Source organism: Streptomyces sp. NBC_00989 (assembly GCF_045162655.1).
GTDB lineage: Bacteria > Actinomycetota > Actinomycetes > Streptomycetales > Streptomycetaceae > Streptomyces.
Genome location: NZ_CP108728.1, coordinates 8394528 through 8413553 on the forward strand (window position 1 = coordinate 8394528; position 19026 = coordinate 8413553).

Consider the following 19026-nt stretch of genomic DNA (forward strand, 5'->3'; position numbering starts at 1 on the left):
GCGGCGCACCCGCGGGATGGGCGACGACGCTCCCTCTGCCCTGGACCGGCGGACATCGATCTGTCCGCTTTGGTCCCCTTAACCTTCACCGCTGGTGCGGTGCTCCGCCGCGACCCCGCGGCGTCCGCATGTTGGAACGGAGTATCCGGTTCCCGAGAACCGTTCCATCATGTAACCTGCACGAAATTTTGCGCTAACTCGCAGAGGGCCAACGTCGTCCCTATGCCCATGCATATGCCACGACGACGACGGGAGAGCCGATGCGTACGCCGCGCCAGCCGTCCCAGCACACCGCGAATGGCCAGAACTGGTCCTTCATGGATGCTCGCCCTGCCGCGCAGGGTATGTACGACCCCCGCAACGAGCACGACGCCTGTGGCGTCGGCTTCGTGGCCACCCTCACCGGCGAGGCGAGCCACGCGCTGGTCGAGCAGGCGCTCACAGTGCTGCGCAACCTGGAGCACCGCGGTGCCACCGGTGCCGAGCCCGACTCGGGCGACGGCGCGGGCATCCTGTCCCAGGTGCCGGACGCCTTCTTCCGCGAGGTGGCCGGATTCGACCTCCCCGACGCCGGTGGATACGCGGTCGGCATCGCCTTCCTGCCCGAGGACGGCGCCGACGCGATCGTCTCGCAGGTTGAGACGATCGCCGTAGAAGAAGGCCTCACGGTGCTCGGGTGGCGCGAGGTTCCGACCGCGCCCGAACTCCTCGGTGCCACGGCCCGTTCCACCATGCCGCTGTTCCGTCAGCTCTTCGTGAGCGACGGGCAGAGCCAGGGCATCGACCTCGACCGCAAGGCCTTCGCGCTGCGCAAGCGCGCCGAGCGCGAGGCCGGCGTCTACTTCCCGTCGCTGTCCGCCCGGACCATCGTCTACAAGGGCATGCTCACCACCGGTCAGCTGGAGCCCTTCTTCCCGGACCTGTCCGACCGGCGCTTCGCCTCCGCGATCTCGCTCGTGCACTCCCGGTTCTCCACGAACACCTTCCCGTCGTGGCCGCTCGCCCACCCGTACCGCTTCGTCGCGCACAACGGCGAGATCAACACGGTCAAGGGCAACCGCAACTGGATGGCGGCCCGCGAGTCCCAGATCGCCTCCGACCTCTTCGGAGACCAGGAGAAGATCGACCGGATCTTCCCGATCTGCACGCCCGAGGCCTCCGACTCCGCGTCCTTCGACGAGGTGCTCGAACTCCTCCACCTCGGTGGGCGGTCGCTGCCGCACTCCGTGCTGATGATGATCCCGGAGGCGTGGGAGAACCACGACTCCATGGACCCGGCCCGCCGCGCCTTCTACCAGTTCCACGCCACGATGATGGAACCCTGGGACGGCCCGGCCTGCGTCACCTTCACCGACGGCACCCAGGTCGGCGCGGTCCTCGACCGCAACGGCCTGCGCCCCGGCCGCTACTGGGTCACCGACGAGGGCCTCGTCGTCCTCGGCTCCGAGGTCGGCGTCCTCGACATCGACCCCGCGAAGGTCGTCCGCAAGGGCCGCCTCCAGCCCGGCCGCATGTTCCTCGTGGACACCGCCGAGCACCGCATCATCGAGGACGACGAGATCAAGGCCGGCCTCGCCGCCGAGAAGCCGTACGCCGACTGGCTCGAAGCCGGTGAGATCGAGCTGTCCGACCTGCCCGAGCGTGAGCACATCGTGCACACCCACGCCTCGGTCACCCGCCGCCAGCAGACCTTCGGCTACACCGAGGAAGAGCTGCGCGTCATCCTCGCGCCGATGGCCAAGGCCGGTGCCGAGCCCATCGGTTCGATGGGCACCGACTCGCCGATCGCCGCGCTCTCCGCCCGCCCGCGGCTGCTCTTCGACTACTTCACCCAGCTGTTCGCGCAGGTCACCAACCCGCCGCTGGACGCGATCAGGGAAGAGCTCGTGACCTCCCTGCGCTCGTCCCTCGGACCGGCGAGCAACCTGCTGGAGCCGACGGCCGCGTCCTGTCGTAGCGTCACCCTGCCCTTCCCGGTGATCGACAACGACGAGCTGGCCAAGCTCATCCACATCAACGCCGACGGCGACATGCCCGGCATGAAGGCCGCGACCCTCTCCGGCCTGTACCGGGTCTCCGGCGGTGGCGACTCCCTCGCCGCCCGCCTCGCCGAGATCTGCACCGAGGCCGACGCCGCGATCGAGAACGGCGCTCGCCTGATCGTCCTCTCGGACCGGCACTCGGACGCCGAGCACGCGCCGATCCCCTCGCTGCTGCTCACCGCCGCCGTCCACCACCACCTCATCCGCACCAAGCAGCGCACCCAGGTGGGCCTGCTGGTCGAGGCCGGTGACGTCCGCGAGGTCCACCACGTCGCCCTGCTCATCGGCTTCGGCGCCGCGGCCGTCAACCCGTACCTGGCGATGGAGTCCGTCGAGGACCTCGTCCGCGCGGGCACCTTCCTCACCGACATCGAGGCCGAGCAGGCCATCCGCAACCTGATCTACGCGCTCGGCAAGGGCGTCCTCAAGGTCATGTCCAAGATGGGCATCTCGACGGTCGCCTCCTACCGGGGCGCCCAGGTCTTCGAAGCGGTCGGCCTGGACGAGCAGTTCGTCAACAGCTACTTCAGCGGTACGGCCACCAAGATCGGCGGCGTCGGCATCGACGTCATCGCCAAGGAGGTCGCCGCCCGCCACGCGAAGGCGTACCCCGCGAGCGGCATCGCGCCCGCGCACCGCGCCCTCGACATAGGCGGCGAGTACCAGTGGCGCCGCGAGGGCGAGCCGCACCTGTTCGACCCGGAGACGGTCTTCCGCCTCCAGCACTCGACGCGCACCAACCGCTACGACATCTTCAAGAAGTACACGGACCGCGTGAACGAGCAGTCCGAGCGGCTGATGACGCTGCGCGGCCTCTTCGGCTTCAAGTCGGACCGCCCGTCGATCTCCATCGACGAGGTCGAGCCCGTCTCCGAGATCGTCAAGCGCTTCTCCACCGGCGCCATGTCGTACGGCTCCATCTCCCTGGAGGCGCACGAGACGCTCGCCATCGCCATGAACCAGCTGGGTGGCAAGTCCAACACCGGTGAGGGCGGCGAGGACGCGGACCGGCTCTACGACCCGGCCCGGCGCAGCGCCATCAAGCAGGTCGCCTCCGGCCGCTTCGGCGTCACCTCCGAGTACCTGGTCAACGCGGACGACATCCAGATCAAGATGGCCCAGGGCGCCAAGCCCGGCGAGGGCGGCCAGCTGCCCGGCCACAAGGTCTACCCGTGGGTCGCGAAGACGCGGCACTCGACGCCGGGTGTCGGTCTCATCTCGCCGCCGCCGCACCACGACATCTACTCCATCGAGGACCTCGCCCAGCTGATCCACGACCTGAAGAACGCGAACCCGCAGGCGCGGATCCACGTGAAGCTGGTCTCGGAGGTCGGTGTCGGCACGGTCGCCGCGGGTGTGTCGAAGGCGCACGCGGACGTCGTCCTCATCTCCGGCCACGACGGCGGTACGGGCGCCTCCCCGCTCACCTCCCTCAAGCACGCCGGCGGACCTTGGGAGTTGGGCCTCGCCGAGACCCAACAGACCTTGCTGCTCAACGGACTTCGCGACCGGATCGTCGTCCAGACCGACGGCCAGCTGAAGACCGGCCGTGACGTCGTCATCGCCGCGCTGCTCGGCGCCGAGGAGTTCGGTTTCGCGACCGCGCCGCTCGTCGTCTCCGGCTGCGTCATGATGCGCGTCTGCCACCTCGACACCTGCCCGGTCGGCATCGCCACCCAGAACCCGGTGCTGCGCGACCGGTTCGCCGGCAAGGCCGAATACGTCGTGAACTTCTTCCAGTTCATCGCCGAAGAGGTCCGCGAGATCCTCGCCGAGCTGGGCTTCCGCACCATCGAGGAAGCCGTCGGCAAGGCCGGAACGCTGGACGTCGAGCGCGCCGTGGACCACTGGAAGGCGCAGGGCCTCGACCTGGCCCCGCTGTTCTACGTCCCCGAACTCCCGGACGGCGCCGCCCTCCACCAGGTCATCAAGCAGGACCACGGCCTGGAGAAGGCGCTCGACAACGAGCTGATCAAGCTCGCCGCCGACGCTCTCGCCGCGTCCAGCGCCACCGACGCCCAGCCGGTCCGCGCCCAGGTCGCGATCCGCAACATCAACCGCACGGTCGGCACGATGCTCGGCCACGAGGTGACGAAGAAGTTCGGCGGGGCCGGTCTGCCCGACGACACCATCGACATCACCTTCACCGGCAGCGCCGGCCAGTCCTTCGGTGCCTTCCTCCCGCGCGGTGTCACGCTGCGCCTGGAGGGCGACGCCAACGACTATGTGGGCAAGGGCCTTTCGGGCGGCCGGGTCATCGTCCGCCCCGACCGGGGCGCCGACCACCTCGCCGAGTTCTCCACCATCGCGGGCAACACCATCGCCTACGGCGCGACCGGCGGCGAACTGTTCCTGCGCGGTCGTACCGGTGAGCGGTTCTGTGTCCGCAACTCCGGTGCCACGGTGGTCTCCGAGGGTGTGGGCGACCACGGCTGCGAGTACATGACCGGCGGCCGGGCGGTCGTGCTCGGCGAGACCGGCCGCAACTTCGCGGCGGGCATGTCCGGCGGTATCGCCTACGTCATCGACCTGAACCCCGACAACGTGAACGTCGGAAACGCGGGCGCCGTTGGAGAGTTGGACGACACCGACAAGCAGTGGCTGCACGACGTGGTGCGCCGGCATGCCGAGGAGACCGGTTCCACGGTCGCCGAGAAGCTGCTCGCCGAGTGGGCCGTCTCCGTGGACCGCTTCAGCAAGATCATCCCCAGTGCGTACAAGGCAGTGCTCGCCGCCAAGGAAGCCGCCGAGCTCGCGGGTCTCTCCGAGACCGAGATCACCGAGAAGATGATGGAGGCGGCGATCAATGGCTGACCCGAAGGGCTTTCTGAACCACGGGCGCGAGGTCGCCAAGTCCCGCCCCGTGGACGTCCGTCTGAAGGACTGGAACGAGGTCTACGTCCCCGGTTCGCTGCTGCCGATCATCGGCAAGCAGGCCGGCCGGTGCATGGACTGCGGCATCCCGTTCTGCCACAACGGCTGTCCGCTGGGGAACCTGATCCCCGAGTGGAACGACTACGCCTACCGCGAGGACTGGACGGCCGCGTCGGAGCGTCTGCACGCGACGAACAACTTCCCCGAGTTCACCGGGCGGTTGTGCCCCGCGCCGTGCGAGGCTGCCTGTGTGCTGGGCATCAACCAGCCGCCGGTCACCATCAAGAACGTCGAGGTCTCCATCATCGACAAGGCGTGGGAGACGGGCGACGTCGCCCCGCAGGCCCCCGAGCGCCTCTCCGGCAAGACCGTCGCGGTCATCGGCTCGGGCCCGGCGGGCCTCGCCGCCGCCCAGCAGCTCACGCGGGCGGGCCACACCGTCGCCGTCTACGAGCGCGCGGACCGCATCGGAGGCCTTCTCCGGTACGGCATCCCCGAGTTCAAGATGGAGAAGCGGCACATCAACCGCCGTATCGAGCAGATGCGCGCGGAGGGCACCCGCTTCCGTACGGGCATCGAGATCGGCCGCGACCTCAAGGCCACCGACCTCCGCAAGCGCTACGACGCGGTCGTCATCGCCGCCGGCTCCACCACCGCGCGTGATCTCCCCGTCCCCGGACGGGAGTTGACCGGCGTCTACCAGGCGATGGAGTACCTGCCCCTCTCGAACAAGGTCCAGGAAGGCGACTACGTCACCGCCCCGATCTCGGCCGAGGGCAAGCACGTCGTCGTCATCGGCGGCGGCGACACCGGCGCGGACTGCGTCGGTACGGCGCACCGCCAAGGCGCCGCCTCCGTCACGCAGTTGGAGATCATGCCCCGCCCGGGCGACGAGCGGAACGCGGTCGCGCAGCCCTGGCCGACCTTCCCGATGCTCTACAAGGTGACGAGCGCGCACGAGGAGGGCGGTGAGCGGGTCTACTCCGTCAACACCACCCACTTCGAGGGCGACGAGGACGGCAACGTCCAGTGGCTGCACCTCGTCGAGGTCGAGTTCATCGAGGGCAAGCTGACCCAGAAGCCGGGCACGGAGCGCAAGATCCCCGCCCAACTGGTCACGCTGGCCATGGGGTTCACCGGCCCCGACCGCGAGAACGGCCTCGTCGACCAGTTCGCCCTGGGCCTCGACGAGCGCGGCAACATCGCCCGCGACGCCGACTTCCAGACCAACGTCCCCGGCGTCTTCGTCGCCGGTGACGCGGGCCGCGGCCAGTCCCTCATCGTGTGGGCGATCGCGGAGGGCCGCTCGGCCGCGCGCGGCGTCGACCGCTTCCTCACCGGCGCGAGCGAACTGCCGGCCCCGATCCGGCCGACGGACCGGGCGTTGATGGTCTGACGGTTCCTGGTCCGACGGTTCGCCGTCTGACGGTTCATCAAAAGACGTCCGCACAAAGGCGTGCGGAGCACGAGACGGCGCCTGCCTTGTCCCCGACCGGACACGGGCAGGCGTCGCCGTATGTCCGGGTCCAACTTCCGTCCTGCTAGGGCACCTTGTACGTCTCGCCGTACACCTTCCACACCAGCGGTGTCCGCAGGCTCAGGTTCCCCTCGTCCAGGAACTTCCGCTGGGCCGTGTCGATGCGTGAGGTGTCGATGCCGGGGTGCTTGGCCTGCATCGTGGCGCGCCGGACGTCCAGGAAGGCGCTCAAGTAGGCCTTCTCGGAACCGCCTTCGGCAGGGGGCTTGACCCGCTGCGTCGCGCGCTCGCGGATGCCGTAGAAGCCGTCCGTGCCGGGGCCGTGGAAGACCATCGCGTCGTAGTAGATGAACTGGCCGAGCGGACCCAGGCCGTCGCGCTTGGCGGCGCTGACGGCGGGGTCGAAGTAGATGCGGTCGCGCTCCGCGTCCTGGGCCGCATGGAAGGCGGGGACCTTCGCCTCGGCGCGCCACGCGGCCGGGAAGCCGGGGTCCAGGCCCTGGTGGGAGTCCGTGCCGTCGACCTTGCGCAGGGCGGGGAGGTAGCGGGCGAGGCCGTTGCCGGGGTGGGCCGCGGTGTAGCGCTCGACCAGGACGAGCAGGTCGTGGGTGCCGGTGCAGAAGCCGATGATGCCCGCCGTGTAGCCCTGTCCGTCGCCGATGTCCTGGATGTAGGCGTACGCGCTGCGCCAGTCCAGCGTCGAGTTCTCGGCGCTGGCCACCAGCTCCTGCGCGAGGTTCTTCATGGCCGGCGCGGCCAGGCCCTCGGGTGCTCGCCGCTGCTGCGCGGCCGAGGGAGCCCCCGGCCGCGGGTCGTCGTGGGCGGTGGGTGAGGAGCCGTAGGCCGTCGCCGCGAGGACGACGGGTACGGCGGCGAGCATCAGGACGCCGGCGCGTTTCATGGGGCCCAGCGTAAGTGCGGTTACGTCCCTTATTCCGGGGTTGGGGGGACATTGCTCCCGCGGCACCACCGTGGCGTAATCTCAGCCTTTTCGTCGTGATCCGAAGGGAGCCCCCGTGGCCGCGATCTCGCTCAGCAAGGTCGAGGAGACCGCGCCCGCGCTGGTCAGCCTCTACAAGAGCGCCGGGGTCTCACTGCGCAAACACGGCCTGGACGGACAGCGCGCCGCGGTCTACCTCGTGGTCGACTACTCGGGCTCCATGAAGCCGTACTACAAGGACGGCAGCGTCCAGGCGCTCGCCGACCGGGTGTTGGGCCTGTCGGCGCACCTCGACGACGACGGGACCGTGCCGGTCATATTCTTCTCGACCGACGTCGACGCCGTCACGGACATCGCCCTCGCCGACCACGAAGGCCGGATCGAGCGGATCGTCGCCGGGCTCGGGCACATGGGCAAGACCAGTTACCACCTGGCCATGGACGCCGTCATCGACCACTATCTCGACAGCGGCGCCAAGGACCCCGCCCTCGTCGTCTTCCAGACCGACGGCGGACCGATCAACAAGCTCGCCGCCGAACGGTACGTGTGCAAGGCCGCGAAGCTCCCGATGTTCTGGCAGTTCGTCGGGTTCGGCGACGCGAAGAGCAAGCAGTTCGAATTCCTGCGCAGACTCGACGAGTTGGCGGTGCCGCAGAAGCGGGCGGTCGACAACGCGGGCTTCTTCCACGCCGGTTCGGATCCGCTGAGGATGTCCGACGAGGAGCTCTACGACCGGCTGGTGGGCGAGTTCCCGCAGTGGCTGTCGACGGCACGGGAGCGGAGGATCGTCCAGTGATCCGCGCCCTGCCCGCCTCGGCCCGAACCGCCGTGCCCTGGAAGAACGGTGGCGGTGTGACGCGCGAGATCGCCGCCTCGCCCGAGGGCGCGGGCATGGACGACTTCGTGTGGCGGGTGAGCCTCGCCGAGGTCGCGGCGGACGGACCGTTCTCGGCCTTTCCCGACGTCGACCGGACCCTGACCGTGGTCGAGGGCGCGGGCATGGACCTCACCGTCGACGGCACCCGGCACCTCGTCAACACCCGTTACGCACCAAGGGACTTCAGAGGCGACGTACCGACCGACTGCCGCCTGCTGGACGGCCCCGTCGTCAACCTCAACGTGATGTGGCGCAGGGGCGCCGGCCCTACGACCCCCACGGTGGCCGTGGTCCGCGGACGACTGCGGGTGGGCGCGGACGTGCTGGTGGTGGCACTGGACGGGACCGCCGAGGTCGCCGGACTGACCCTCCGGCCTTACGACGCCGTCCAGTTGGGCGGCGAGGAGGCACTGCTGCACGCGCACGGCCGAACCGCCGTGATCGGAATCAGCGGGCCTGTGCTGTGTGCTGACGCACCGTTGGCTTAGCCCGTCCACCGTGGCACCCTGTCGGTGAACCGACGGGGAGGGCGGCCCACGCATGGACGGCGCACGATCGGTGAACGGAGCGACGGATCCCGCACGTCCGGTGAACGGCTCGGTGAACGGCGGCCGTTCGGCGAACGGATCGGTGGACGCCGGGCGGCGCCCCGAGGCCGGCAAAGGGGAGAAACTCGCCGACTGGGCGGACGGACGGCTCGGGCTGTACGCGATCGCCAAGTCCAATATGCGCAAGGTCTTCCCGGACCACTGGTCCTTCATGCTGGGTGAGATCTGCCTCTACAGCTTCCTCATCCTGATCCTCACCGGCATCTATCTCACCCTGTTCTTCGAGCCCAGCGGCGTCGAGGTCATCTACCACGGTTCCTACGCGCCGTTGAACGGCATCCCGATGACCCGGGCCTTCGAGTCCACGCTCGACATCAGCTTCGACGTGCGCGGCGGGCTGCTGATCCGGCAGATCCACCACTGGGCGGCCGTCGTCTTCATCGCCGGCATGCTCATCCACATGATGCGGGTGTTCTTCACCGGCGCCTACCGCAAGCCGCGCGAGGTCAACTGGGTGTTCGGCTGGACCCTGTTGTTCCTCGGCATCATCACCGGGCTGACCGGCTACTCGCTCCCCGACGACCTGCTGTCCGGCACCGGCATCCGCTTCGCGGACGGCGCGATCCTGTCCGTGCCGATCGTCGGCACGTACATGTCGATGTTCCTGTTCGGCGGGGAGTTCCCGGGGCACGACATCATCTCGCGGCTCTTCCCGATCCACGTCCTGCTGCTGCCGGGGATCATGCTGGGCCTGGTGGTCGCGCATCTGATCCTGGTCTTCTACCACAAGCACACGCAGTACCCCGGCGCCGGACGCGACGAGAAGAGCGTGGTCGGCAGCCCGTTCCTGCCCGTCTACACCGCCAAGGCGGGCGGCTTCTTCTTCCTCGTCTTCGGCGTCCTCGCGGTCATGGGCGGGATCGCCAGCATCAACCCCGTGTGGGCCTTCGGACCGTACCGGCCGGACCTGGTGACGACCGGCGCCCAGCCCGACTGGTACCTCGGCTTCTCCGAGGGACTGATCCGGGTGATGCCGGGATGGGAGATCAACGCCTGGGGCCACACACTGGAGTTGGGCGTCTTCATCCCCTTCACGCTTTTCCCGCTGATCCTCGCCGCCATCGGCGCCTACCCGTTCATCGAGGCCTGGATCACCGGCGACAAACGCGAACACCACATCCTGGACCGGCCGCGCAACATGCCCGTGCGCACCGGGCTCGGGGTGGCCTGGCTGAGTCTGTACGCGGTACTGCTGATCGGCGGCGGCAACGACGTCGTGGCCACACATCTGCAGCTGTCGATCAACGCGATCACCTGGTTCGTGCGGATCTCCTTCTTCGTCATGCCGGTCGTCGCGTTCCTGATCACCAAACGGATCTGCCTCGGGCTCCAACGCCGGGACCGGGACAAGGTGTTGCACGGCCGCGAGTCCGGCCTCATCAAGATGCTGCCGCACGGCGAGTACGTCGAGGTCCACGAACCCCTCACCGCGGACGAGCGGTTCAGGCTCACCCAGCACGAACAGGAACCGCCCTACGCGATCGGCCCGCTCGTCGACGCGAACGGTGTCGAGCGGCAGGTCAAGGGCGGGCAGCGGGTACGGGCCCGTCTCGCCAAGGCGATGTTCGGGCCCGAGGCCCGCATCCCGAAGCCGACGGCGGAGGAGTACAAGGAACTCACGAGCGGCGACCACCACCACTGACGTCACCGGGAACACCGAGCACGGCCGCCCTGCACTCGCCCGGACTGCCCCAACTCGTGCGCAGGGCACGGGCCTTGGTCAGCCACAGCGACAGGTCGTACTCCGCGGTGTAGCCGATCGCGCCGTGCAGTTGAAGCGCCGTGCGGGCGGTCCTGTACGCCGCCTCGCACGCCGTGACCTTCGCGGCCGCCACGTCCGACTCCGTCATGGTGAGCGCGGCGCCGAAGACCAGGGGGCGCGCGAACTCCAACGCGATCTTCGCGTCGGCCAGTTGATGCTTGACCGCCTGGAACGAGCCGATGGGCACCCCGAATTGCGTGCGCTGCCTGACGTAGCCGACCGTGCTGTCGAGCAGCGCGAGTCCGACGCCGAGGGCCTGGGCGGCGGTGGCCAGGCGGGCCCAGGTGAGGGCGTGGGCGACGGCGGCGGTCACCTGCGGGCCGACGGCGAGGAGTTCACCCCCGGTGGGGGTGCGGAAGAGGCGGCGGGCGGGGTCGAGGGACGCGTGCGGCTCGGCCGCCGGGAGTGTGTCGCCGGGCGGGGGCGTCAGCCGCAGCTCGGCCGCAGGGGGCGCGTCGGCGGACAACGTGGTGGGCCGCGACTCCGCCGCCGACTCACCCGCCGGGGGCGCCGACTCCGCAGCGCGGGACGCCAACTCGCCCGACGCCGCCGGCACTACGCCCGCCTCTCCCGCGGCCCGTCCCATCGGACCCCGCGCCGCCCGGGCCGTCAGCCGTACGTCCGCCATGTCCGCGTCCAGCGCGTACCGCCCTGTCGCCAGCGTTGCCGTCGACTCGCCGGAGGCCAGCGCGGGCAACAGCCGCTTGGCCGGAGCCGAGTCGTCCAGGGCGGTCAGCAACGTCGCCGCCGCGACCGTCTCCACCAGCGGCCCCGGAACCGCGTGCCGCCCCAACTCCACGAACGCCACGGCGAGTTCGACCGGCCGGAGGCCCAGCCCCTCGTACGCCTCCGGAACCGCCAGCGCGAACACCCCCGCCCCGGCGACACGGCGCCACAACGCGCGCCCGCTCGCATGCTCGCCGCGACTCCACGCCCGTACGACCGACGGAGTCTCCGCTGCCGTCAACATCGCGTTCAACGAGTCGGCGAACGCCCGCTGTTCGGGGTCGAGGAGGAAGCGCATCAGCGGCGGCCCTTCGGCAGGCCGAGCAGGCGCTCGGCGATGATGTCGCGCTGGATCTCGTTCGTACCGGCGTAGATGGGTCCCGCGAGGGAGAAGACATACCCCTCGGACCAGTCGGTGTCCGCGAACTCACCGTCCTCGCCGAGCAGTTCGAGAGCCGTCTCGTGCAGCGCGATGTCGTACTCGGACCAGAAGACCTTGTTCAGGCTGGACTCCGGGCCGATGGACTCGCCGTCGAGGAAACGGGAGGCGTTGGCGTAGGTGAAGAGCTGGTAGGCGCGGGCGCCGATCACGGCGTCGGCCACCTGGTCCCTGGTGGTGAGTGAACTGCCCTGCGCCTGCCAGAGGTTGAGGAGACGGTCGGCGGAGGCGAGGAAGCGGCCGGGGGAGCGGAGGGTGAGCCCGCGTTCGTTGCCCGCGGTCGACATGGCGACCCGCCAGCCCTGGCCCGGCTCGCCGATCACGTCCTCGTCGGGGACGAACACCTCGTCCAGGAACAGCTCCGCGAAGGCCGGTTTTCCGTCGAGGCGGCCGATCGGACGGACCGTGACACCGGGCGCGCGCAGGTCGAACATCAGGTAGGTCAGGCCCTGTTGGGGCTTCGGGGTGTCCGGCTCGCTGCGGAACAGGCCGAACGCGCGGTCCGCGAAGGCCGCGCGCGACGACCACGTCTTCTGACCGCTCAGCAGCCAGCCCCCGCCCGTGCGCACCGCCCGCGAGGTGAGCGAGGCCAGGTCCGAACCCGCCTCCGGCTCCGACCACGCCTGCGCCCACACCACCTCACCCGTCGCCATCGACGGCAGCACGCGCGCGCGTTGCTCCCGCGTGCCGTGGTCGAAGAGGGTCGGGGCGAGCAGGTTGATGCCGTTCTGGCCGACCCGGCCCGGGGCGCCGGCCGCGTAGTACTCCTCCTCGAAGACCAGCCACCGCACGATGTCCACGCCCCGGCCGCCGTACTCCTCCGGCCAGGACACCACCGACCAACGGTCCGCGGCCAGTCGGGCCTCCCACACGCGGTGCGCGGCGAAGCCCTCCTCGGTCTCCAGGGAGGGGAGGGGCACGGCCGGCACATGCGCGCGCAGCCAGGCGCGGGCCTCGGCGCGGAACGCCTCCTGGGCAGGCGTGAAGTCGAGGTCCATCGCGGCCGTCCTTCCCCAACAGTCCTTCCCTAACAAGTGTTTGGTAGGTTAGCGTGGGCCCATGACAGGCGTCGAGAGTCCGGCATACGTCCCCGGGCACGGGCTGCTGAAGGGGCGCACCGCCGTCGTCACCGCCGCCGCCGGCGCGGGCATCGGCGGCGCCACCGCGCGCCGCTTCCTCCAGGAGGGCGCGCGCGTGCTGATCAGCGACGCGCACGCGCGACGGCTCAAGGAGTACGAGGCCGAGCTGGCCGGGGAGTTCGGGTCGGAGGCGGTGGCCGCGCTGCCGTGCGACGTCACCGACGAGGCCCAGGTGCAAGCCCTGTTCGACGCGGCCGTCGCCGCGCACGGACGCCTCGACGTCGTCGTCAACAACGCGGGCCTGGGCGGCACTTCGGACCTCGTCGACATGACGGACGAGCAGTGGTCGAAGGTGCTGGACGTGACCTTGAACGGCACCTTCCGCTGCACCCGGGCCGCCCTGCGCGCGATGCGCGGGACCGGCGGCGGGGTGATCGTCAACAACGCCTCGGTCGTCGGCTGGCGCGCCCAGGCCGGACAGGCGCACTACGCGGCGGCCAAGGCGGGCGTGATGGCACTGACCCGGTGCGCGGCGATCGAGGCCGCCGAGTACGGGGTGCGGATCAACGCGGTCTCGCCGAGCCTCGCCATGCACCCGCACCTCGTGAAGGTGACGACACCCGAGCTGCTGGCCGAGCTCACCGCGCGCGAGGCCTTCGGGCGGTACGCGGAGCCCTGGGAGGTGGCCAACGTGATCGTGTTCCTGGCCTCGGACTACTCCTCGTACATGACCGGCGAGGTCGTCTCCGTGAGCAGCCAGCATGCGTAGCGGCGCGAGGGTGTGGGCGAGTGCGTGGGTGAGGGGCCGCACGGGAGGCCGGGGCGGGGGCACGACAATGGGTCCGTGCCGACCAAGAAGAAGCCCCCGGTGACCGCCGCTCCGGCCCGCCGTCGTGAACTCCTCGACACGGCGGCCGAGGTCTTCGCCGAGCAGGGGTACAACGCCACCACCGTCCGGAAGATCGCCGACCACGCGGGCATGCTCGCGGGCAGCCTCTACTACCACTTCGACTCCAAGGAATCGATGCTGGAGGAGATCCTGCGGACCTTCCTCGACGAGCTGTGGGGCGGCTACGACACCGTCCTGGACGCCGAGTTGGGCCCCCGCCAGACTCTCGAAGCCCTGGTCACCGAGTCGTTCCGGGAGATCGACCGGCATCGCGCCGCCGTCGCGATCTACCAGAAGGAGAGCAGGCAACTGGTCGCGCAGGAGCGGTTCGCGTTCCTCGCCGAGTCGCAGCGCAAGTTCGAGAAGACGTGGCTGTCCACGCTGGAGCGCGGGGTCGCCGCCCAGGTCTTCCGCGCCGACCTCGACGTCCGGCTCACCTACCGGTTCGTCCGCGACACAGTGTGGGTCGCCGCGTCCTGGTACCGGCCCGGCGGACAGCACAGCGCCGAGGAGATCGCCCGGCAGTACCTGTCGATGGTGCTGGACGGGATCGCCGTACGCACATAACTCACTGTTCTGTATGGGGAGTTGACATGGCCGAGGCCTACATCGTCGAAGCGGTCCGTACGCCCGTCGGGCGGCGCGGAGGAGGGCTCAGCGGGGTGCATCCGGCCGACCTCGGCGCGCATGTGCTGAAGGAACTGGTCGCGCGCTCGGGGATCGATCCCGCCGCCGTGGAGGACGTCGTCTTCGGGTGTCTGGACGCGGTGGGGCCGCAGGCCGGGGACATCGCGCGGACCGCCTGGCTGGCGGCCGGGCTGCCCGAGGAGGTGCCGGGCGTGACGGTGGACCGGCAGTGCGGGTCCTCGCAGCAGGCCGTGCACTTCGCGGCGCAGGGCGTGCTGTCCGGCACCCAGGACCTGGTCGTCGCGGGCGGCGTCCAGAACATGTCCCTCATCCCCATCGCCTTCGCCTCCCGCCAGGCCGCCGAACCGCTCGGCCTCACGGACGGCCCCTTCGCGGGCAGCGAGGGCTGGCGCGCGCGGTACGGGACGCAGCCGGTGAACCAGTTCGCCGGAGCCGAGATGATCGCCGCGAAGTGGGGGATCAGCAGGCAGGACCAGGAGGAGTTCGCGCTCCGCTCGCACCGGCGGGCCCTGCGCGCCATCGACGAGGGCCGCTTCGAACGGGAGACGGTCGCCTACGGCGCGGTCGGCGTCGACGAGGGCCCGCGGCGGGACACCTCCCTGGAGAAGATGGCCGGCCTGAAACCGGTCGTCGCCGGCGGCACCATCACCGCCGCGTGCTCCTCCCAGGTCTCCGACGGCGCGGCGGCGATGCTGCTCGCCTCCGAACGGGCGGTGCGGGAGCACGGACTGACGCCCCGCGCCCGCGTCCATCACCTCTCCGTCCGGGGCGAGGACCCGATCCGCATGCTCTCGGCCCCCATCCCGGCCACCGCCCACGCCCTGAAGAAGACCGGCCTCTCCATCGACGCCATCGACCTCGTCGAGATCAACGAGGCCTTCGCGCCCGTCGTCCTCGCCTGGCTGAAGGAGACGGGCGCCGACCCGGAGAAGGTCAACGTCAACGGCGGCGCGATCGCCCTCGGCCACCCGCTCGGCGCGACCGGCGTCAAGCTGATGACCACCCTCCTGCACGAACTGGAGCGCACCGGCGGCCGGTTCGGCCTCCAGACCATGTGCGAGGGCGGCGGCCAGGCCAACGTGACGATCATCGAACGGCTCTGATCGGCGGGGGCGACGTCCTTGCTGCCTGTCTTTCTCCCCGGGGGCCCCTCCCCCCCCCCACCCCCCCACCCCACCCCCTGAGTTCAGGCGTCGGCCCGGACCAGCGTCCACAGCACCTCGTCGGCCTGCTTCATCACCCGTTGCACCAGCTCCGCGCACGACGGCAGGTCGTCGATCAGCCCGGCGACCTGCCCGGAGGCCATCACCCCGAGATCCGTCCGCCCGTCCACCATCGACGCCTTGAGCAGCATCGGCGTGTTCGCGGCGAGCAGGACCTGGCTCCAGGTCAGCTCCTTGCCGTGCTTCATGGCGAGGCCGTCGCGGATCATCCGCCGCCAGGTCAGACCGGACAGCCGCCGGAAGCCCGCCGCCCGGCGCACCGCCTGGAACAGGGTTCTCGTACGGCCGGAGTTCTCCAAGGCGTCGACCAGTTCCGTACGGAGCATGCGGTGCGGCATGCCGTCGACCGCCCGCGTGACGGTCACGTCCTTGACCGTCGCCGCCAGATAGGCCGCCTTCACCGCGTCCGGGACTGTCGAGTCCGAGGTGAGGAGGAACCGGGTGCCCATGGCGACACCCGCCGCCCCGTAGGCCAGCGCCGCGACCAGCCCCCGCCCGTCGAAGAACCCGCCGGCCGCCACGACCGGTATGTCCACCGCGTCCACGACCTGCGGCAACAACACGGTCGTCGCCACCTCCCCGGTGTGCCCGCCGCCCTCCCCGCCCTGCACGATCACCGCGTCCGCGCCCCACGCCGCGACCTTCTCCGCGTGCCGCCGCGCCCCGATCGACGGGATCACGACGACCCCCGCCTCCTTCAGCTCGGCGATCAGCTCGGCGGACGGCGCGAGCGCGAAGGACGCGACCCGTACGCCCTCCTCGATCATGATCCGCACCCGGTCACCGGCGTCGGTCGCGTCGGCGCGCAGATTCACCCCGAACGGCTCCCGCGTACGGGACTTGACCTCGCGGATCGCGTCCCGGAGCCGGTCGGTGGTCATGGTCGCGGAGGCGAGGACGCCCAGCGCGCCCGCGTTCGCCGTGGCCGACACCAGACGGGGTCCCGCCACCCAGCCCATGCCCGTCTGCACGATCGGATGCCGGACCCCGACCAGCCGGGTCAGCGCGGTCTCCATCACGAACTCACTTCTCTGCGACGGGAGTCGGCCGGGTCGATCACTTCACGGATCAGCCGCAACTCGTCCGGGGTGGGCTCGCGGGTCCACGGCACCTCGTCCGGGACGACCAGCTCGAAGCCCGTCGCCTCCCGCACCTGCTCCACACCCACCCCCGGATGCAGCGAGGCCAGCCGCATCGAGCGGTCGGGGGTCGCGAAGTCGAAGACACCGAGGTCGGAGACGACCCGGGGGACGCGGTGGAAGCGGGCCGTCCCCGGGTGCTCGGCGACCCGGTCGTACCCCACCCCGCACACCATGTCGACCTTCTCCACGAACACCCGCGGGGAGTGCCGGGGTATCCAGTAACTCGTCGGATTGTTCAGCGTGTTGATCGGCGCCCCGCGCACTCCGAGCAACTGCCGCTTCGGCCGCGCCCAGTCGCCGATACACGAGATGTTCTGGTTGCCGTAGCGGTCTATCTGGCTCGCGCCCATCATCACGTGCCGCCGCCCACCGGACACCAGGGCAAGGTGCTGCCGGTACGGCAACCAGCCCTCCGGTGTCCCGTCCGGGCGGACGAGCATCGCCTCGCCGTCGGTGAGCAGGAGATCCGGCGCGAAGGTGAGCCGGGCCAGCCGCGCGCCGACGGACGGGATCAGGCCCATCGGGCTGGCGAGGATCTCACCGGCGTCGCGCCACGCCTCCGCGCAGGCGATCACGCAGTACTCGGAACGCCGTACGTCCCCACGCGGTACGTCCGTTCGCGAAACGTCCATCACCCTTGCTCCTCCTGCCAGTTCCGCACCGCCGACTCGTAGGCCTGTTCGTCACCGGCCAGGAAGCGTTCGGAGAACTCCGCCCAGGGTGTCGTCGCGTACAGCCGCTGGAAGGCCTCGTCCCTGCCGTGGTCGGGAGCGCATGAGGTGAAGTGGGCGCCGCCGGGGGCCTCGACGACTCCGGTCACGCTCAGCCGCTTCACCAGTAGGGACTGCGGCGGGGCCTCCTTGGTCAACTCGGCCGTGTCCACGATCCGTTCGCAGGAGACATAGGCCGCGTCCGCCGCTTCGCAGAACAGGTCGTCGAAGTACGGGTCCGGGCCCAGGTACTGCCCGTTGCCCAGCCGGTCGGCGCGGTTGACGTGCACCAGGGCCGCGTCCAGCCGCAGCGCGGGCATCGCGACGAACGTCTCCCCGTCCTCGTACGGCGAAGTCACCGTCCGCAGACTGGGGTTGACCCGCATGACGTCCGAGCCGATCCCGGCGCGCACCGGCAGGAACGGCAGCCGGTTCGCCGCCGCGCGCAGGCCCCACATGAACATGGCCTCGTCGACCTCCGTCAACTCGAAGGCTCCGCTCTCGCGTGCCGCGCGGTAGTGCGGTTCGAGGGGGATCGAGTCGAGCGTGACGAACGCGGCCACCAGCTTGCGGATGCGGCCGGCCGCCGCGAGCATGCCGACGTCCGGGCCGCCGTACGAGACGACGGTGAGGTCGGTGATGTCCGAGCGGAGCAGCGCCCGCACCAGGGCCATGGGTTTGCGGCGGGAACCCCAGCCGCCGATGCCGAGGGTCATGCCGCTCGCCAGTCGGGAGACGACCTCGTCGGCGGTCATCGTCTTGTCGGTCACTGCTCACCACCCTCTTTTCCGAACGTGTCACGTACCCGGTCCGCCACCCCGCTGACGTTGGCCTCGAAGGTGAAGCCCTGTTCGAAGCGGTAGCTGCGGCGGACGTCGACGGGGTCGATGCCGTTGATCGCGGACTTGGCGAGGCGGATCAGCTCGCCGTCCTTGGCGGCTATCTCGGCCGCCAACTCCAGGGCGGCGGGCAGGAGTTCACCGCGCGGTACGACCCGCCACACCGAGCCGTGCGCGTGCAGCTCGGCCGCCGTCGCCGTGCGCGAGGTGTAGTACAGGGCGCGCATCAGGTGCTGGGGGACCAGCCGGGCCAGATGCGTGGCGGCGCCCAGCGCGCCCCGGTCCAGCTCGGGCAGGCCGAAGGTGGCGTCCTCGCTCGCCACGATCACGTCCGCGTTGCCGACCAGACCGATGCCCCCGCCCAGACAGAACCCCTGCACGGCCGCGACGACCGGCACCTCGCACTCGTAGACCGCCGCGAACGCCTCGAAGCAGCCCCGGTTCACCCCGACCAGGGCCGACCGCCCTCGCGCCTGTATCTCCTTGATGTCCACGCCCGCGTTGAAGCCCCGCCCCTCGGCCGCCAGCACGACACAGCGGACGTCGGGGTCGCGCCCGGCCGCGCGCACGGCGTCGGCCAGGGCGAACCAGCCGTCCACCGGCAGTGCGTTCACCGGGGGGTAGTCGACCGTGACGACGGCGACGCCGTTTTTTTCGGGTCCCTTTTTCGAGGTCGAGGTGGAGACACCCATGGACGCATCAGCTACCTTTCCACCAAACATTTGTTAGGTGCGAGGCTTCGAAGCTAGCA

Annotated in this window: 15 protein-coding genes; 8 read left to right on the forward strand and 7 right to left on the reverse strand. The window is 70.3% G+C overall.

Going from position 1 to position 19026, the window contains the following annotated elements; genetic code table 11:
* The first annotated feature begins 260 nt into the window (after nucleotides 1-260).
* Nucleotides 261-4856, forward strand: a complete 4596-nt coding sequence (gene gltB, locus OG714_RS37575) for a glutamate synthase large subunit (protein ID WP_406127811.1) — start codon at nucleotides 261-263, stop codon at nucleotides 4854-4856.
* On the forward strand, nucleotides 4849-6312 hold the full coding sequence (locus tag OG714_RS37580; RefSeq protein WP_406127812.1) for a glutamate synthase subunit beta: 1464 nt from the start codon (nucleotides 4849-4851) through the stop codon (nucleotides 6310-6312). Before gltB ends, OG714_RS37580 begins: the two co-directional genes overlap by 8 nt.
* 145 nt (nucleotides 6313-6457) lie before the next feature.
* Here the strand turns inward: OG714_RS37580 and OG714_RS37585 are convergent, their stop codons facing one another.
* A complete protein-coding gene (locus OG714_RS37585) occupies nucleotides 6458-7294 on the reverse strand; it encodes a chitosanase (protein ID WP_406127814.1) in 837 nt (278 codons plus the stop codon).
* Nucleotides 7295-7409: 115 nt separating this feature from the next.
* Here OG714_RS37585 and OG714_RS37590 point away from each other — a divergent pair, with 115 nt between their 5' ends.
* Genes OG714_RS37590 through OG714_RS37600 form a run of 3 tightly spaced genes read left to right on the forward strand, consistent with a single transcriptional unit; the run spans nucleotide 7410 to nucleotide 10460 of the window.
* Nucleotides 7410-8129, forward strand: coding sequence for a vWA domain-containing protein (locus OG714_RS37590; protein ID WP_406127815.1), 720 nt, complete (start codon nucleotides 7410-7412; stop codon nucleotides 8127-8129).
* Entirely contained in the window at nucleotides 8126-8698 is a 573-nt protein-coding gene (locus tag OG714_RS37595) for a HutD family protein (protein WP_406127817.1), read from the forward strand. The genes OG714_RS37590 and OG714_RS37595 overlap by 4 nt, the downstream gene beginning before the upstream one ends.
* Nucleotides 8699-8750: 52 nt before the next feature.
* Nucleotides 8751-10460, forward strand: a complete 1710-nt coding sequence (locus tag OG714_RS37600) for a cytochrome bc complex cytochrome b subunit (RefSeq protein ID WP_406127818.1) — start codon at nucleotides 8751-8753, stop codon at nucleotides 10458-10460.
* Here OG714_RS37600 and OG714_RS37605 read toward each other — a convergent pair.
* Together OG714_RS37605 and OG714_RS37610 are read right to left on the reverse strand one after the other, a co-directional pair.
* Nucleotides 10435-11604 carry an acyl-CoA dehydrogenase family protein gene (locus OG714_RS37605; RefSeq protein WP_406127819.1) on the reverse strand — a complete coding sequence of 390 codons (1170 nt, stop codon included), beginning with the start codon at nucleotides 11602-11604 and terminating at the stop codon, nucleotides 10435-10437. The genes OG714_RS37600 and OG714_RS37605 overlap by 26 nt on opposite strands.
* Nucleotides 11604-12743, reverse strand: a complete 1140-nt coding sequence (locus OG714_RS37610) for an acyl-CoA dehydrogenase family protein (protein ID WP_406127821.1) — start codon at nucleotides 12741-12743, stop codon at nucleotides 11604-11606. Before OG714_RS37610 ends, OG714_RS37605 begins: the two co-directional genes overlap by 1 nt.
* 61 nt (nucleotides 12744-12804) lie before the next feature.
* Between OG714_RS37610 and OG714_RS37615 the strand changes: the two genes are divergently transcribed.
* From OG714_RS37615 to OG714_RS37625, 3 genes are all read left to right on the forward strand, one after another.
* Nucleotides 12805-13593: an SDR family oxidoreductase gene (locus tag OG714_RS37615; RefSeq protein WP_406127823.1), complete on the forward strand. Its 789-nt coding sequence runs from the start codon at nucleotides 12805-12807 to the stop codon at nucleotides 13591-13593.
* 75 nt (nucleotides 13594-13668) lie between these two features.
* Nucleotides 13669-14280: a TetR/AcrR family transcriptional regulator gene (locus OG714_RS37620; RefSeq protein ID WP_406127824.1), complete on the forward strand. Its 612-nt coding sequence runs from the start codon at nucleotides 13669-13671 to the stop codon at nucleotides 14278-14280.
* A 26-nt stretch (nucleotides 14281-14306) separates the two neighbouring features.
* A complete protein-coding gene (locus OG714_RS37625; RefSeq protein WP_406127826.1) occupies nucleotides 14307-15464 on the forward strand; it encodes an acetyl-CoA C-acetyltransferase in 1158 nt (385 codons plus the stop codon).
* Between the two features lie 83 nt (nucleotides 15465-15547).
* Here the strand turns inward: OG714_RS37625 and OG714_RS37630 are convergent, their stop codons facing one another.
* From OG714_RS37630 to OG714_RS37645, 4 genes are read right to left on the reverse strand one after another with little or no spacing between them, the layout of a single operon-like run.
* The gene (locus tag OG714_RS37630) at nucleotides 15548-16600 is read right to left on the reverse strand and encodes an NAD(P)H-dependent flavin oxidoreductase (protein WP_406127827.1); all 1053 of its coding nucleotides are present in this window, start codon (nucleotides 16598-16600) and stop codon (nucleotides 15548-15550) included.
* Nucleotides 16600-17358 (reverse strand): CoA-transferase subunit beta, encoded by a 759-nt coding sequence (locus tag OG714_RS37635; protein ID WP_406127829.1) that lies wholly within the window; start codon nucleotides 17356-17358, stop codon nucleotides 16600-16602. The genes OG714_RS37630 and OG714_RS37635 overlap by 1 nt, the downstream gene beginning before the upstream one ends.
* Nucleotides 17358-18206: a CoA transferase subunit A gene (locus OG714_RS37640; RefSeq protein WP_406127830.1), complete on the reverse strand. Its 849-nt coding sequence runs from the start codon at nucleotides 18204-18206 to the stop codon at nucleotides 17358-17360. The genes OG714_RS37635 and OG714_RS37640 overlap by 1 nt, the downstream gene beginning before the upstream one ends.
* Nucleotides 18203-18967, reverse strand: a complete 765-nt coding sequence (locus OG714_RS37645; protein WP_406127832.1) for an enoyl-CoA hydratase family protein — start codon at nucleotides 18965-18967, stop codon at nucleotides 18203-18205. The genes OG714_RS37640 and OG714_RS37645 overlap by 4 nt, the downstream gene beginning before the upstream one ends.
* Nucleotides 18968-19026: the final 59 nt, after the last annotated feature.

What these genes read in the sequence shown, in the direction of transcription:
- gltB (WP_406127811.1), top strand. Translation starts at nt 261, where the DNA reads ATGCGTACGCCGCGCCAGCCGTCCCAGCACACCGCGAATGGCCAGAAC.
- OG714_RS37580 (WP_406127812.1), top strand. Translation starts at nt 4,849, where the DNA reads ATGGCTGACCCGAAGGGCTTTCTGAACCACGGGCGCGAGGTCGCCAAG.
- OG714_RS37585 (WP_406127814.1), bottom strand. Translation starts at nt 7,294, where the DNA reads ATGAAACGCGCCGGCGTCCTGATGCTCGCCGCCGTACCCGTCGTCCTC.
- OG714_RS37600 (WP_406127818.1), top strand. Translation starts at nt 8,751, where the DNA reads ATGGACGGCGCACGATCGGTGAACGGAGCGACGGATCCCGCACGTCCG.
- OG714_RS37605 (WP_406127819.1), bottom strand. Translation starts at nt 11,604, where the DNA reads ATGCGCTTCCTCCTCGACCCCGAACAGCGGGCGTTCGCCGACTCGTTG.
- OG714_RS37610 (WP_406127821.1), bottom strand. Translation starts at nt 12,743, where the DNA reads ATGGACCTCGACTTCACGCCTGCCCAGGAGGCGTTCCGCGCCGAGGCC.
- OG714_RS37615 (WP_406127823.1), top strand. Translation starts at nt 12,805, where the DNA reads ATGACAGGCGTCGAGAGTCCGGCATACGTCCCCGGGCACGGGCTGCTG.
- OG714_RS37625 (WP_406127826.1), top strand. Translation starts at nt 14,307, where the DNA reads ATGGCCGAGGCCTACATCGTCGAAGCGGTCCGTACGCCCGTCGGGCGG.
- OG714_RS37630 (WP_406127827.1), bottom strand. Translation starts at nt 16,600, where the DNA reads ATGGAGACCGCGCTGACCCGGCTGGTCGGGGTCCGGCATCCGATCGTG.
- OG714_RS37635 (WP_406127829.1), bottom strand. Translation starts at nt 17,358, where the DNA reads ATGGACGTTTCGCGAACGGACGTACCGCGTGGGGACGTACGGCGTTCC.
- OG714_RS37645 (WP_406127832.1), bottom strand. Translation starts at nt 18,967, where the DNA reads ATGGGTGTCTCCACCTCGACCTCGAAAAAGGGACCCGAAAAAAACGGC.